General features: G+C 63.7%; 16 protein-coding genes and 1 riboswitch. Of the genes, 13 read left to right on the top strand and 3 right to left on the bottom strand.

What is annotated here, in order from left to right:
• Positions 1-7 precede the first annotated feature (7 nt).
• A riboswitch (cobalamin riboswitch) is annotated at positions 8-204 on the top strand.
• 35 nt (positions 205-239) lie between these two features.
• The 4 genes from P3C39_RS04995 to cobO are packed head-to-tail and all read left to right on the top strand — an operon-like array spanning position 240 to position 2,329.
• Complete coding sequence (locus P3C39_RS04995) at positions 240-419, top strand: CbtB domain-containing protein (protein WP_013531117.1); 180 nt, start codon at positions 240-242, stop codon at positions 417-419.
• A gap of 15 nt (positions 420-434) precedes the next feature.
• Positions 435-1,205, top strand: a complete 771-nt coding sequence (locus P3C39_RS05000) for a CbtA family protein (protein WP_013531118.1) — start codon at positions 435-437, stop codon at positions 1,203-1,205.
• Positions 1,198-1,713 carry a bifunctional adenosylcobinamide kinase/adenosylcobinamide-phosphate guanylyltransferase gene (cobU, locus tag P3C39_RS05005; RefSeq protein ID WP_275952796.1) on the top strand — a complete coding sequence of 172 codons (516 nt, stop codon included), beginning with the start codon at positions 1,198-1,200 and terminating at the stop codon, positions 1,711-1,713. Before P3C39_RS05000 ends, cobU begins: the two co-directional genes overlap by 8 nt.
• 1 nt (position 1,714) lies before the next feature.
• Positions 1,715-2,329 carry a cob(I)yrinic acid a,c-diamide adenosyltransferase gene (gene cobO, locus P3C39_RS05010; RefSeq protein ID WP_063172410.1) on the top strand — a complete coding sequence of 205 codons (615 nt, stop codon included), beginning with the start codon at positions 1,715-1,717 and terminating at the stop codon, positions 2,327-2,329.
• A gap of 36 nt (positions 2,330-2,365) precedes the next feature.
• Here cobO and cbiB read toward each other — a convergent pair whose 3' ends face one another.
• Positions 2,366-3,337, bottom strand: a complete 972-nt coding sequence (gene cbiB, locus P3C39_RS05015) for an adenosylcobinamide-phosphate synthase CbiB (protein ID WP_224621749.1) — start codon at positions 3,335-3,337, stop codon at positions 2,366-2,368.
• Here cbiB and cobD point away from each other — a divergent pair.
• Both cobD and P3C39_RS05025 read left to right on the top strand, forming a co-directional pair.
• Positions 3,336-4,385, top strand: a complete 1,050-nt coding sequence (cobD, locus tag P3C39_RS05020; RefSeq protein WP_275952797.1) for a threonine-phosphate decarboxylase CobD — start codon at positions 3,336-3,338, stop codon at positions 4,383-4,385. The two genes, cbiB and cobD, sit on opposite strands and share 2 nt — an antisense overlap.
• Positions 4,382-4,891 carry a tyrosine phosphatase family protein gene (locus P3C39_RS05025; protein ID WP_275952798.1) on the top strand — a complete coding sequence of 170 codons (510 nt, stop codon included), beginning with the start codon at positions 4,382-4,384 and terminating at the stop codon, positions 4,889-4,891. Before cobD ends, P3C39_RS05025 begins: the two co-directional genes overlap by 4 nt.
• A gap of 313 nt (positions 4,892-5,204) precedes the next feature.
• On the opposite strand, the gene P3C39_RS05030 is transcribed toward P3C39_RS05025, so the two are convergent.
• Positions 5,205-6,008, bottom strand: coding sequence for a creatininase family protein (locus P3C39_RS05030; RefSeq protein WP_013531124.1), 804 nt, complete (start codon positions 6,006-6,008; stop codon positions 5,205-5,207).
• A 54-nt stretch (positions 6,009-6,062) separates the two neighbouring features.
• A complete protein-coding gene (locus P3C39_RS05035) occupies positions 6,063-6,446 on the bottom strand; it encodes a RidA family protein (protein ID WP_013531125.1) in 384 nt (127 codons plus the stop codon).
• Positions 6,447-6,710: 264 nt separating this feature from the next.
• On the opposite strand from P3C39_RS05035, the gene P3C39_RS05040 reads away from it, so the two are divergent.
• The 7 genes from P3C39_RS05040 (at position 6,711) to P3C39_RS05070 (ending at position 13,451) form a co-directional block, all read left to right on the top strand.
• Positions 6,711-7,715, top strand: a complete 1,005-nt coding sequence (locus tag P3C39_RS05040) for an ABC transporter substrate-binding protein (RefSeq protein WP_013531126.1) — start codon at positions 6,711-6,713, stop codon at positions 7,713-7,715.
• An 11-nt stretch (positions 7,716-7,726) separates the two neighbouring features.
• Entirely contained in the window at positions 7,727-8,554 is an 828-nt protein-coding gene (locus P3C39_RS05045) for an ABC transporter ATP-binding protein (RefSeq protein WP_013531127.1), read from the top strand.
• Complete coding sequence (locus P3C39_RS05050; RefSeq protein ID WP_063172405.1) at positions 8,541-9,392, top strand: ABC transporter permease; 852 nt, start codon at positions 8,541-8,543, stop codon at positions 9,390-9,392. Before P3C39_RS05045 ends, P3C39_RS05050 begins: the two co-directional genes overlap by 14 nt.
• 195 nt (positions 9,393-9,587) lie before the next feature.
• Entirely contained in the window at positions 9,588-10,880 is a 1,293-nt protein-coding gene (locus tag P3C39_RS05055) for a cytosine deaminase (protein ID WP_275952799.1), read from the top strand.
• On the top strand, positions 10,880-12,283 hold the full coding sequence (locus P3C39_RS05060; protein WP_063172403.1) for an FAD-binding oxidoreductase: 1,404 nt from the start codon (positions 10,880-10,882) through the stop codon (positions 12,281-12,283). Before P3C39_RS05055 ends, P3C39_RS05060 begins: the two co-directional genes overlap by 1 nt.
• Positions 12,283-12,864 carry an NAD(P)H-dependent oxidoreductase gene (locus P3C39_RS05065; RefSeq protein WP_024501340.1) on the top strand — a complete coding sequence of 194 codons (582 nt, stop codon included), beginning with the start codon at positions 12,283-12,285 and terminating at the stop codon, positions 12,862-12,864. The genes P3C39_RS05060 and P3C39_RS05065 overlap by 1 nt, the downstream gene beginning before the upstream one ends.
• Positions 12,864-13,451, top strand: coding sequence for an NAD(P)H-dependent oxidoreductase (locus P3C39_RS05070; RefSeq protein ID WP_275952800.1), 588 nt, complete (start codon positions 12,864-12,866; stop codon positions 13,449-13,451). The genes P3C39_RS05065 and P3C39_RS05070 overlap by 1 nt, the downstream gene beginning before the upstream one ends.
• Positions 13,452-13,460: the final 9 nt, after the last annotated feature.

Genomic DNA, 13,460 nt, shown 5'->3' on the forward strand with positions numbered 1-13,460 from the left:
TCTGCCTATAGTCGCCGGTGTCGCCGGTTCCATTTTGGAGCCAAGAGGGAATGCGGTAAGGGCGGATTTCGCCCAATGCCGTGGCTGCCCCCGCAACTGTGTGCGGTAGTCCTCTCCATATGCCACTGAAGATTTTTCTTCGGGAAGGTGGGGAAGGACGCTGATCCGTGAGCCAGGAGACCTGCCGGCGACAGGAAACTGACTTCGATGCCCTCGGGTGGAGGGCGAAAGGACAAGACATGACTACCGCTTCCGTCTCCCTCGGCGCTTCCGTCTCCTCGCAGTCGCGCTTCATGCAGCTCGCGCTTGCCGCGCTGCTCGGCATTTTCGTGATGGGCTTTGTCGGCTTCTCGCATATCGATGCGGTCCACAATGCGGCTCACGATTATCGCCATTCGATGGCATTTCCCTGCCACTGACGAGGGGCTGACATCATGAACCTGTTTCGCAACGTCGTGTTCATCGCGGCGATCGCCGGGCTCGTGGCCGGCGTCGTTCTTGCCTGCATGCAGGCCTATGCGACCGTGCCGCTGATCCTGAAGGCGGAAGTTTACGAACAGGCGGGCGGCGGGCATCACCATGACCATGCCGCTCCGGCAGCAACGGATAGCAATGCCATGAGCACAGCCGCTCCGGCCCCTGCCGAAGCGACTGCCGCGGCGGAAGACGAGGGCTGGGCGCCGGCAGACGGTTTCGAGCGTTTCGCCTTCAGCGTGCTTGCCAACATCGTCACCGGCATCGGCTTCGGGTTGATCCTGGTCGCGGTTTCCGAATTCGCCGGCGGCATCGGTGGTTGGCGCCAGGGCGTGTTCTGGGGCCTGGCCGGCTTTGCCGTGTTCACGCTGGCACCGGGCCTCGGCCTGCCGCCGGAACTGCCGGCCATGCCGGCCGCCGATCTCACCCAGCGCCAGATCTGGTGGTGGGCAACGGTGGCGGCAACCGCTGCCGGTCTCGGCCTGATCGCGTTCCGCAAGTCGCTGCCGCTGGCGATCCTTGCCGTCCTTTTGATCGTCGCACCGCATGTTGTCGGGGCACCGCAGCCCGACAGTTACGAGACGGCGATTCCGGAAGGGCTGCATCACCAGTTCGTGGTGGCGGTGACCGTGACCAATCTGGTGTTCTGGCTGGTGCTCGGAGCGGTCGTCGGTGTGGTGCGCGGTCGCTTCACCGGCACCGCGACCAGCCTGCGCGACAGCTTTGCCTGATCGCAAGACACTGACCTTTCTCATCGGCGGTGCGCGCTCCGGCAAGAGCGCGCACGCCGAAATTTTGGCGACCGCCTTGCCGCCGCCCTGGACCTATATCGCCACGGCGCAAGCCTATGATGACGAGATGCGTGAGCGCATCGCGTTGCACCGGTCGCGGCGCGGCGAAGGCTGGACGACCATCGACGCACCGCTCGATCTCGCCGGCGCGCTTGCCGCCTTGCCGGACGATCGGCCGGTGCTTGTCGACTGCCTGACGCTGTGGCTGACCAACCATATGCTGGCCGAACACGATCTGGACCTTGAATGCCGGCGATTGGCGGAGGTGCTGTCGCGGCCGCGCGGACCCTGGTTCTTGGTGTCCAATGAAGTCGGCCAAGGCATCGTGCCGGACAATGCACTGGCGCGCCGCTTTCGCGATGCCGCCGGCCGGCTCAACCAGAAGGTCGCGGCGATTGCCGATACGGTGCTGCTGATGGTGGCGGGGCTGCCGCTCAAGGTGAAATGATATGACCGATATCGACAATAAGGACGAAGAGCGCCACCGCGCCAAGATGGCCAAGCGCAAGGCGGTGCAGGATGCCGAGGTGGCGAGCAAGACGGTCGAGAAGGGATTGCTCATCGTCAACACCGGCCCGGGCAAAGGCAAGACCACGGCCGCCTTCGGGCTGGCGCTGCGGATGCTCGGCTACGGCAAGCGCGTCGGTGTCGTCCAGTTCATCAAGGGCAAGTGGCACACCGGCGAGAAGGACGCCTTCGCCGCCTTCGGCGACCGTGTCGTGTGGCACGCGATGGGCGAGGGGTTCACCTGGGAAACCCAGGATCTGAAGCGCGACATCGCTGCCGCCGAAGCCGCCTGGGCCAAGGTGCTCGAACTGATGGCCGATCCGTCGATCAGCCTGCTGGTGCTCGACGAATTGAACATTGCGCTGCGCTACGACTATCTCGATCTCGACAGAGTGGTTGGCGCGCTAAAAGCGCGGCGCGAGGGCCTGCATGTCGTTGTCACCGGCCGCAACGCCAAGCCGGCGCTGGTCGAGGCCGCAGACCTCGTCACCGAAATGGGCGTGACCAAGCATCATTTTTCCGCCGGCGTGAAAGCGCAGCAGGGGATCGAGTTCTGAGTGTTCCTCAACCTCCCCAGACGGGGGAGGGTGAGGTTAGGTCACAACGATGACAACGACCGAAACCAACCCGAACAGAGCGATCAGCAGATAGTCGGCGACGCGATAGAGTTTCAGCGCCTGCCTGATGTCGAGGCTGTCGGCTTCGCGCCGGCCGCCTTCGCCCATGAAGACGTCGTCGACCAGCACGCCGCCATAGAAGCGCGGCCCGGCGAGCGCCAGGCCGAGCGCACCGGCCATCGCCGCTTCCGGCCAGCCGGCATTGGGCGAGCGATGTTTTTTCGCGTCGCGCCGCACCGCATGCCAGGCTTTTTTCGCATCAGCGCCTTTGACGAAGAATGCCGCCAGCACGATCAGAAGCGCCGTCAGCCGCGACGCCGGCAGGTTGATCCAATCGTCAAAGCGCGCCGCCGCCCAGCCGAACGCCTCGTGGCGCGGGGTGCGGTGGCCGATCATCGAATCGGCGGTGTTGGCGGCCTTGTAGGCGGCGCCGCCGGCCAGGCCGCCGACGCCGGTCCAGAAGGCAGGGGCGACGATGCCGTCGGAAAAATTCTCGGCCAGGCTCTCGATCGCCGCGCGGCAGACACCGGCCCGGTCGAGCGTTTCAGGGTCGCGACCGACGATCCGCGAAACGGCAAGGCGGGCCAAAGCAAGGCCGCCGGTGTCGAGGGCGTCAGCCACCGCCTCGACATGCTCATAGAGGCTCCTCTGCGACAGCAGCGACGTTGCCAGAAGGGCCGTGATGACCAGGCCCATGGGAACGAACCAGAACAGGATCTGTACGCTGAGGCCGATCACCGCCGGCACCAGCACGATGACCAGCAGCGCCTGGACACCGCGCTTGCGACGCAGCGCGTCGGGATCAGTGGCGCGGTTGAGCCTGCGGTCGAGAAAGGATATCAGCCTGCCGAACCACGTCACCGGATGGCCGATGGCGCGAAACAGCCAGTCGGGGTAACCGAGGGCGAATTCGACGACCAATGACAGGAAAGCGATCAGGACTGACATGAAGCTTCTTAATGGGGCGGTTGTGGACCATGGTGGAAGTCTTGGCCGCGCGAGGGTGCTTTTCCCCAACGCCCTGCTGCCTTTCGTCGACCTCTCGACCGGTATCAATCCGCACTCCTACCCGCTTTTCGACCTGCCCGCCACCTCGCTGTCGCGGTTGCCGGAAGCCGCGCGCACACGCGACCTGACAGAGATCGCGGCCAGTACTTACGGCGCGCCGTCGCCAGCCAACGTCGTGGCGGCGCCGGGCACACAGATCCTGTTGCCGCGCGTTGCGTCGCTCATTTCGCCCGGCAAGGCGCTGGTGCTGGGTCCGACCTACGCCGAACATGCCCGCGCTGCCGCGATCGCCGGGCACCAGGCGGCGGAGGTCGATAATTTCGAAGCGTTGGCTGACGCCGACCTCGTCATCATCGTCAATCCGAACAATCCGGATGGACGTGTCATAGAGCGCGACCGGTTGCTGGCTCTGGCCGCCGGATTGCGCGCCAAGGGCGGACTGCTGGTCGTCGACGAGGCGTTCATGGATGTCGGCCCGCGTCAGCACAGCCTCGCGGGCGATGTCGGTCAGGGCGGCCTCGTCGTGCTGCGCTCGTTCGGCAAGTTCTTCGGCCTGGCCGGGCTGCGGCTCGGCTTTGCACTTTCCGATACTGCGACGGTCGACCGGCTGGATACGCAGTTCGGACCATGGGCCGTCGCCGGCCCGGCGCTGGAATATGGCATCCGCGCGCTTGCCGACATCGGGTGGCAGGACGTGATGCGGGCGTCGTTGGCCGGTGAATCGGCGCGTCTCGATGCGCTTTTCGGCCGCTTCGGCGCTCCTGTTGCGGGCGGAACCACACTGTATCGTTTCCTCAGTCTGACCAATGCCGCCGATTTGTTTGCAGCGCTCGGCGAGCGCGGCATCCTGCTTCGCCATTTTGCCGACCGGCCTGACGTTCTGCGCGCCGGCCTGCCGGGCAGTGAGGAGGAATGGCAGCGGCTCGAATCCGCACTTGCCGAATGGGCGTCGCGGCGCGAGCATCAATCGAAGGGTTCAAAACAATGATCCATGTCTGCTCGCTGGCAAAGATCGAGGAAACGGTGGCCAGGACCGGCGCCGACCGCATGCTTTCGCTGCTCGCCGCCGGAACGGAGGTGGTGCGGCCGGCCTCGATCTCGAGGGAAAACCACCTGCATCTGGTCATGCACGACATCGCGGTGGCGCAGGACGGCATGACCATGCCGGGCGAAGACCATGTCCGCAATCTGCTCGATTTCGCGCGCCGGTGGGACCGGGCAAGGCCGATGCTCGTGCATTGCTATGCCGGCATCAGCCGCTCGACGGCTTCGGCCTATATCATCGCGGCAGCACTGGCGCCGAAGCGTGACGAGGCCGAATTGGCGCGGACGCTGCGGGTGCTGTCGCCTTCGGCAACGCCCAATCCGCGACTGATCGCCGTGGCCGATGCGTTGCTTGAGCGCAACGGCCGCATGGTCGAGGCGATCGAATCGATCGGGCGCGGCGCGGACGCCTTTGAAGGCACGCCCTTTGCGCTGAGGATCGATGTGTAGTTTTGAGCGGAACGATACGACCGTTGTAAGTTAGCTGAAGCCTCCCCGTCTTCGTCATCCTCGGGCGGAGCAGGAGCGAAGCTCCGTCGCGAAGACCCGAGGATCCATGCCGCGACCTTTGTCGAGGAATGCAGCGGAGCAGACTTCTGCACCGTAGCAGCGCTTCCGAGTCCCGGCATGGATCCTGGGGTCCGCGCCGCGTCGCTTCGCTCCTTGCTTCGCCCCAGGATGACGAGGGCAGAAAGGCTTCCGCTAAATTGGGAGCCGGCGATCTGCCATCGGACGGTCAGAACATCTGTGCCTCGCAGTTAGGCTACTTCAGCCAGTCGGCAAGCTTCGCCTTGCGCACATCTTGCAGCAGGCTGATGAAGCCGTCGGCCTGATATTCTGCCGTCAGCCGGCCCTTCTCCGCCGTCGCGATGCTGGCGTCGCCGACGACGCCGTTCGGGTTGAGATCGCTGGCGATCCAGGCGAAGGCGTGGGTGCCGGTGTGGCGCAGCAGCGAAAATTCCTTTTCGGCCTTGGCGACATTGGAAACGAAACTGTCTGATTTGCCCATGTCCACGAGGTCCGGCCGGAAATGCAGCATCAGCGAGGTCTCGACATCGCCGCCATGGATGCCGTGACGGTCCTCCAGTTCGGTATACATGCCGGCCGGACGGCCAAAACGCTGCCAGCTGGTCTTCACCGCCAGCATCTTTTCGCGCACGCGCAATTCGCGCGTGACGATGCCCATGATCTCCTCGTTGCCGCCATGCGAATTGACCACGATCAGCTTGCGCACACCGGCGCGCGCGATCGACAGGCCAAGCTCGGTCCAGGCTTCGATCAGCGTGGTTGCCGGCAGAGTGAGGGTGCCCGGCGCATGCAGATGTTCGTTGGACTTGCCCACGGCCTGCACCGGCAGGATGCGGATGTCGAGATCGTCGGGCAGGCGCGAAATGACCGTGTCGAGCATGCCGTTCATGATCGACGTGTCGGTCGAAACAGGCAGATGCGGCCCATGCTGCTCGATCGCCGCCACTGGCAGCACGGCGATGGTCGCCTCGGGATCGATCGAGGCGTATTCGGTGGTCCGGTAGTCGCCCCACCACACGCGTCTTTTGGGTACGGTCATGTCATGCCTCTTCAATGGTCAGGCAGACCTAGCGCGGGACGGGCGGCCTGTCGATCACCCCGCCGCGATGGCCTCGATTTCGACCTTGAATTCGGGCCGGGCAAAGCCGGAAACAATCATCAATGTCGACGCTGGCGCGGGGCTCGAAAACAGCCGGTCGCGGACGTCCATATAGGGCCGCAGATGCGCGCGGTCGGTGACATAGGCGTTGATGCGCACGATATCCCTGAGACCCAGGCCGGCTTCGCCGAGAACCGCCGCGATGTTTTGAAAGCAGAGTTCGGCCTGCGCTCCGGCGTCTTCGGGAATCAGGTCGTCGGCGGTGATGGCGACCTGGCCCGAGCACAGCACAAGCCGCTTGCCGGCCGGCACCTCGACGCCGTGACTATAGCGGGCAAAGGGCGGCTTGATGGACTTCGGGGTGAGGAATTTGAACATGGCAATCTCCTGGATGCCGCCACCTAAAGCCGGACTCATTACACCTTCAAGATGGCGGTGCATGTTGCCCGGGCGATTGTGGACAGCCGTTCAAAAAATAGGCACGATGCCTTCCGTACAGCATGACCCGTTCGCGCTTGGCATGGCAACGTCTTTCAAGCGGGCGGTCCCGGCGCCAGACGCCGGTGGCATGTGTCTTGCTTCTTGAATCTTTGGTGTCGAGCCTGGCGCGTGGCGCGCCGGAGCAAACAGAGGGTGGTGTCGATGTACGGAAAACAGAAGATCTCGGTGGCGGTTGTGGCGCTGCTTGCAGCCAGCACGCTGGGTGCGGCTGCGAATGAGAAAGTCACCTTCGGCACCAACTGGTTGGCCGAGCCGGAACATGGCGGATATTACCAGTCCGTGGCGGACGGCACCTACGCCGCCTGCGGCCTCGACGTCACCATCATGCAGGGCGGTCCGCAAGTCAGCGGCCGGCCGATGCTGCTGGCCGGCAAGATCGATTTCTATATGGGCGGCAATCTGCTGTCGGCCTTCGATGCGGTCCAGCAAGGCATACCGATGCGCGTGGTGGCGGCGGATTTCCAGAAGGACCCGCAGGTCATCATGTCCCACCCCGGCGAGGGGCTCGACAAATGGGAGGACCTGAAGAACGCCGACCAGTACATATTGGGCGACGAGGGCGTGCAGACCTTCTTCCAGTGGATGGTCATCGAACTCGGCTTCGACGCCTCCAAACGCGCGCCCTACACCTACAACACCGCTCCCTTCCTCGCCAACAAGAAGTCGATCCAGCAGGGCTACGTCACCTCAGAGCCGTTCGCGGTCCAGAAGGAAGGCGGCTTCGTGCCGAACCAGTTCCTGCTCGCCGACTATGGCTGGGACACTTATTCGACGACGATCGAGGTGATGCAGGACACGATCGACAAGAAGCCGGAGGTGGTCCAGTGCTTCGTCGATGGCTCGGCCAAAGGCTGGTACAAATATCTCTACGGCGACAACAAAGCCGCCAACGACATGATCAAGAAAGACAATCCCGACATGAGCGACGAGCAGATCGCGTTCTCGATCGAGCAGATGAAGAAGTTCGGCCTGGCCGATTCCGGCGACACCGAAAAGCTCGGCATTGGCGCCATGACCGACGCGCGGATCAAGAGTTTCTACGACAAGATGGTAAAGGCCAAGGTCACGCCAGCCGGCATCGACATCAAGAAGGCCTACACGCTGACCTTCATCAACAAAGGCGTCGGGCTCGAGCTGAAGAAATAGGCCGCCCCGGAATGATAAGGGAAAAAGTGGCGCAAGCGCCGGCTGCGTCGGGTGCGGCCCCGACGCTCCTGGCGCTGAAGGGCGTCGGCAAGGTGTTCTCCAACGGCGTGACGGCGCTCAGCGACGTCGACCTGACCATCCGGGAAGGCGATTTCGTCAGCCTGCTCGGACCGTCGGGTTGCGGCAAGTCGACGGCGCTGCGGCTGATCGCCGGCCTGTCGACTCCAACTTCCGGCGTGCTCGATTGGCGCGGTGGCGGCTCGCTCGACCGCTCGAACATCGGCTTCGTCTTCCAGGAGCCGACGCTGCTGCCCTGGGCCAATGTTTTCGACAATGTCTGGCTACCGCTTCGGCTGAAAGGCATTTCGCGCGCCAAGGCGACACCGACGATAACGGAAATGTTGGCGCGGGTTCACCTGACCGGTTTCGAAGACGCGGTGCCGCGCGAACTGTCCGGCGGCATGAAGATGCGCGTATCCATAGCGCGCGCCATGGTGACCAAACCGCGCGTGCTGCTGATGGACGAACCGTTCGCGGCACTCGACGAGATCACCCGCTTCAAGCTCAACAACGATCTCCTGGAACTGTGGCAGGACGAACGGTTCACCGTCGTCTTCGTCACCCACAGTGTCTTCGAAAGCGTGTTCCTGTCCAACCGCGTCGTCGTCATGGCGGCGCGGCCGGGCAGGGTGTTCGACGAACTCGCCATCGAGGCCTCCTATCCGCGCGACGAGGCGTTTCGCACCTCGCCAGACTATGCGGCACTGTGCCGTCAGGCCTCCGACGTGCTGGTCAAGGCCATCAACTCAACAGCAGGCGCGCATTATGACGGTCATTGACGAGCGGATGCTCCAACTCGATCCCGAGGAAGCACGCCGCGTGCGCCAGGCGCGGTTCGAACGGATCGGCCGCTGGGTGCTGCCGCTGGCGATCATGATCCTGGCGATCTGGCTGTGGGATCGCATCTGCGTGTGGAACGAGATCCCGCAATACATCCTGCCGCGTCCCGGCGTGGTGCTGTGGACGCTCTACAACGATGCCGGCCTGCTGTTTTCCTCGCTGCTGGTCACCTTGCGCATCACCTTTCTCAGCTTGGCTCTGGCGGTCATAGGCGGGGTCGGGCTGGCGGTGCTGTTCGCGCAGTCGAAATGGGTCGAGATGTCGTTCTTCCCCTTCGCCATCGTGCTGCAGGTGACGCCGATCGTGGCGATCTTTCCGCTGATCAACATCTATGTGAACGACCAGACGACCAAGCTTCTGCTGTGCGCCTGGATCGTCGCCTTCTTTCCGATCCTGTCCAACACCACGCTTGGCCTCAACTCCGTCGACCGCAATCTGCGCGACATGTTCAAGCTCAACGGCGCGACGCGATGGCAGCAATTGCGCTATCTCAGGCTGCCGGCGGCGATGCCCTATTTCCTCGGCGGGTTGAAGATCGCCGGCGGCCTGTCGCTGATCGGCGCCGTGGTGGCCGAGTTCGTCGCCGGTACCACCGGCCAGTCGTCCGGCCTTGCCTCGCGCATCATCGAGGCCGGCTACCGGCTCAACGCGCCGCGGCTGTTCGCGGCGCTGTTCCTGATCTCGCTGACCGGCATTTTAATCTTCCTCGTGCTGTCGCTGATATCGCATCTCATCTTGCGGCGCTGGCATGAAAGCGCGCTGAAGCAGGAGCGCTAGGGTGTGTGACGTGATTGATATGTTGGTGCGAGGCGCCCCCCTCTGTCCTGCCGGACATCTCCCCCTCAAGTGGGGAGATTGGCCGCTGTCACGATCTTCGCCAATCTCCAACATTGAAAAAAATGAGCCGGCACGGACGCTGCCAATCTCCCCCCTTGAGGGGGAGATGCCCGGCAGGGCAGAGGGGGGCAACCCTTGATACCAACCTCCGGCTCTTACCATCTCGCCAATGTTCGCCTTCATCGCTCACTGACGCCAGGCCTTTCCGCGCCCTTCGATGCTGACGGCTTCGGGCTTGCCGACATCGCTGTGGCCGACGGCAAGATTTCCAGCATCACCGCGCATGGCCGATCCGCTGATGCGGTCGACCTGGGCGGCCGTATAATCCTGCCGTGCTTCGTCGACTGCCACACGCATATCGACAAGGGCCATATCTGGCCGCGAAAGCCCAATCCCGACGGCACGTTCATGGGCGCGCTGAATGCCGCCGATGCCGATCGTGTGGCACGCTGGAGCGCCGAGGATTTGGCGCGGCGGATGGATTTCTCGCTGCGCTGCGCCTACGCCCATGGCACAAGGGCGCTGCGCACCCACATCGACAGCGTCGCGCCGCAGGAGGAAATCTCCTGGCCGGCGTTCGAGGCGATGCGCGAGGAATGGCGCGGCCGCATCGAGTTGCAGGGCGCCTGCTTGCTCGGCATCGAAGGCGTGCGCGACAAAAAGTGGTTCGACAGGCTGGCAAAGAGGGTTGCCGCGGCAAAGGGCGTGCTCGGTGTCGTCACCTATATGGCGCCGGACCTCGAAGAGCTGCTCGACCACGTCTTCGCGCAGGCCATCAAGCATGGCCTCGATCTCGATTTCCATGCCGACGAGACCAACGACATTTCCGCCATATCGCTGAAGAAGATCGCCGAGGCCGCTCTGTGGAACGGTTTCGAAGGAAAGATCCTCGTCGGCCATTGCTGCTCGCTGGCGCGCCAGCCGGATCTCGACGTGCTCGACACGCTGGACAAGGTGGCGAAAGCGGGGCTCGCCGTCGTCTCGCTGCCGATGTGCAATCTCTATCTGCAGGACCGACGCGCTGACCAAACCACGCCGCGCTGGCGTGGCGTGACGCTGCTGCACGAGATGAAGGCGAGGGGCATTCCGGTGGCGGTTGCTTCCGACAACACGCGTGATCCCTTCTATGCCTATGGCGATCTCGACATGCTGGAGGTCTACCGCATGGCGACGCGCATCCTGCATTTCGATCATCCGGTCGCCGACTGGCCGCAAGCGGTCACCGCGACGCCGGCCAAGGTGATGCGGTTTGATGGCTTCGGCACGCTGGCTGCCGGCGGTGATGCCGATTTCATCGTGTTCAAAGGCCGAAGCTGGACGGAATTGCTGTCGCGGCCCGAATCGGATCGCATCGTGGTGCGCGGCGGCAAGGCGATCGACCGCCAATTGCCAGATTATGCCGAACTCGACGAACTGATGGTGGAATGATGGATGTTTCGGCGCTCAAACGCGATCTCGAAGGCCTGAAGGTCGACGACAATCCGGCCATCGTCCAGCAGAAGAGCCGTGACTTCTACTGGTACAGCCCGGTGCTGAAGCAGCAGCTCGACCATGTCACCGGCGACCTGATCGTGACGCCGAAGAACGAGGCCGAACTGATCCGCGTGCTTGCCGCCTGTCATCGTCATGGCGTGCCGGTGACGCCGCGCGGCAGCGGCACCGGTAATTACGGCCAGGCGATGCCGCTCTCCGGCGGCGTCGTGCTCAACCTTGCCGAGATGAACGAGATCAAGTCGATCGCTCCGGGTCGCGTCGTGACCGGGCCGGGGGCGATCCTGGCCGATATCGACAAGGCAACGCGGGCGCATTCCGGGCAGGAACTGCGGCTATCGCCCTCCACCTACAACACAGCCTCGATTGGCGGCTTCATCGCCGGCGGTTCGGGCGGCGTCGGCTCGATCAATTTCGGCGGGTTGCGCGATTTCGGCAATGTGCTTCGGCTGCGCGTGGTGACCATGGAGGCCGAGCCGAAAGCGCTCGAGCTCACCGGCGCGGATCTGCACAAGGTGACCCATGCCTACGGCACCAACGGCATCATATCGGAAGTCGAGATGCCGCTGACCGCGGCTTATGACTGGATCGACGTCATTGTCGGCTTCGACGCTTTCATGGATGCGGCCCGCTATGGCAATGCGCTGGCGTGTCAGGACGGCATCCTGACCAAGCTGATCACACCGATCGCCGCACCCGTGCCGCAGCTCTATTTCAAGCGGCACCAGAAATTCCTGAGCGACGGGCAGAGCATTTGCGTCGTCATGGTGGCGCAGCATGGGCTGGACGCTTTTCTTGCCTTCACCCGGCGTGCCGGCGGCGAGGTGATCTACAATGCGGCCACGGCGACGCCGGATGAGAAAAAAGGCCTGCCGCCGGCCTATGAATTGGCTTGGAACCACACCACGCTGAGGGCGCTGCGCGTCGACCCTTCGATCACCTATCTGCAGTCGCTCTATCCCTTTCCCAACCAGCTGGCGCTTGTCGAGAAGATGGATGCGATGTTTCCGGGCGAGGTTTTCTCGCATCTCGAATTCGTGCGGCTGGACGGCAACATTACCTGCTTCGGCCTGCCGCTGGTCAAGTTCACGACCGAGGCGCGGCTCGACGAGATCGTGCGCCTGCATGAAGCGAACGGTTGCCCGATCTTCAACCCGCATCGCTACACGCTGGAAGAGGGCGGCATGAAGCAGACCGACGCGGTGCAACTCGCCTTCAAGCGCGAGACCGATCCGCAAGGGCTCCTCAACCCCGGCAAGATGATCGCCTGGGAGAACCCGGACTACGACTACCGTTCCGGGCGGACTTTTTTGTTCAGGGGGCTGCAGAAGGTAGGATGATGAACATCCTCGTCCTCTACGCCCATCCGGTCGAGACCAGCTTCAATGCCGGCCTGCACCGGATGATCGTCGAGCGCCTGACGGCGGCGGGCCATACGGTCGACGACTGCGATCTCTATGCCGAGGGTTTCGATCCGCGACTGACGCGCCAGGAGCGGCTGGACTACCACAACCCACGTGGCCCCGCCGACGCTGTCGCGCCTTATGTCGAGCGCCTGCTGCGCGCCGATGCGCTGGTGCTTTCCTATCCCGTCTGGAACTATGGCTTTCCAGCGATCCTGAAAGGCTTTTTCGATCGCGTGTTCTTGCCCGGCGTGTCGTTCAAATTGGTCGACGGCAAGGCGCAGCCGTCGCTGCACAACATTCGCAAGGTTGCGGCGGTGACCACCTACGGCGGCAGCCGGTTCCGCGCCATGCTGATGGGCGATCCGCCGCGCAGGCTGATCAAGCGGATGCTGCGCGCCACCGTCAAACCGGGCGCGCCGGTGACCTACCTCGCGCACTACGCGATGAACCTGTCTACCGACGGCACGCGCAAGGCTTTCACGACCAAGGTCGCGGCCCGCATGGATGAGTTCTGATGCGCGCCCTGGTGGTCTACTGCCATCCGGTACCCGAGAGCTTTTGCGCCGCCATCCGCGACACTGCCATCGACGTGCTGATGCGACGAGGCTGGGAGGTGCGGCTGCTCGACCTCTATGCGGAGAAATTCGACCCGGTGATGGGCTGCGACGAGCGGCGCTCCTACAATGACCAGGCGCCGCAGGACCCGGCACTGAAGCCGCATTTCGAACTGCTCAACTGGGCCGAAGCGATCCTGTTCGTCTATCCGACCTGGTGGTACGGACTGCCGGCGATGCTGAAGGGCTGGCTCGACCGGGTGTGGGCAACGGACGTCGCCTTCAAGCTGCCGGCCGGCAAGGGACGGATCAAGTCGCTGATGACGCATGTAACCAAGGTCGGCGTCATCACCACCTGCGGCGCCCCGACCTGGTGGAGCATCGTCGTCGGCCAGCCGGGACGCAAGACCCTTTTGCGTGGCATGCGGGCGCTGTGTGCCACGCGCTGCCGGACCTTTTTCCTGGCGCACTATTTGATGGATGCCTCGACACCGGCGACAAGGGCGGCGTTTCTGGCGAAGGTGCGAGGGAAGCTGGAAAGGTTTTGAGAGGGCGAC

Source organism: Mesorhizobium sp. XAP4 (assembly GCF_029269325.1).
Lineage (GTDB): Bacteria > Pseudomonadota > Alphaproteobacteria > Rhizobiales > Rhizobiaceae > Mesorhizobium > Mesorhizobium ciceri.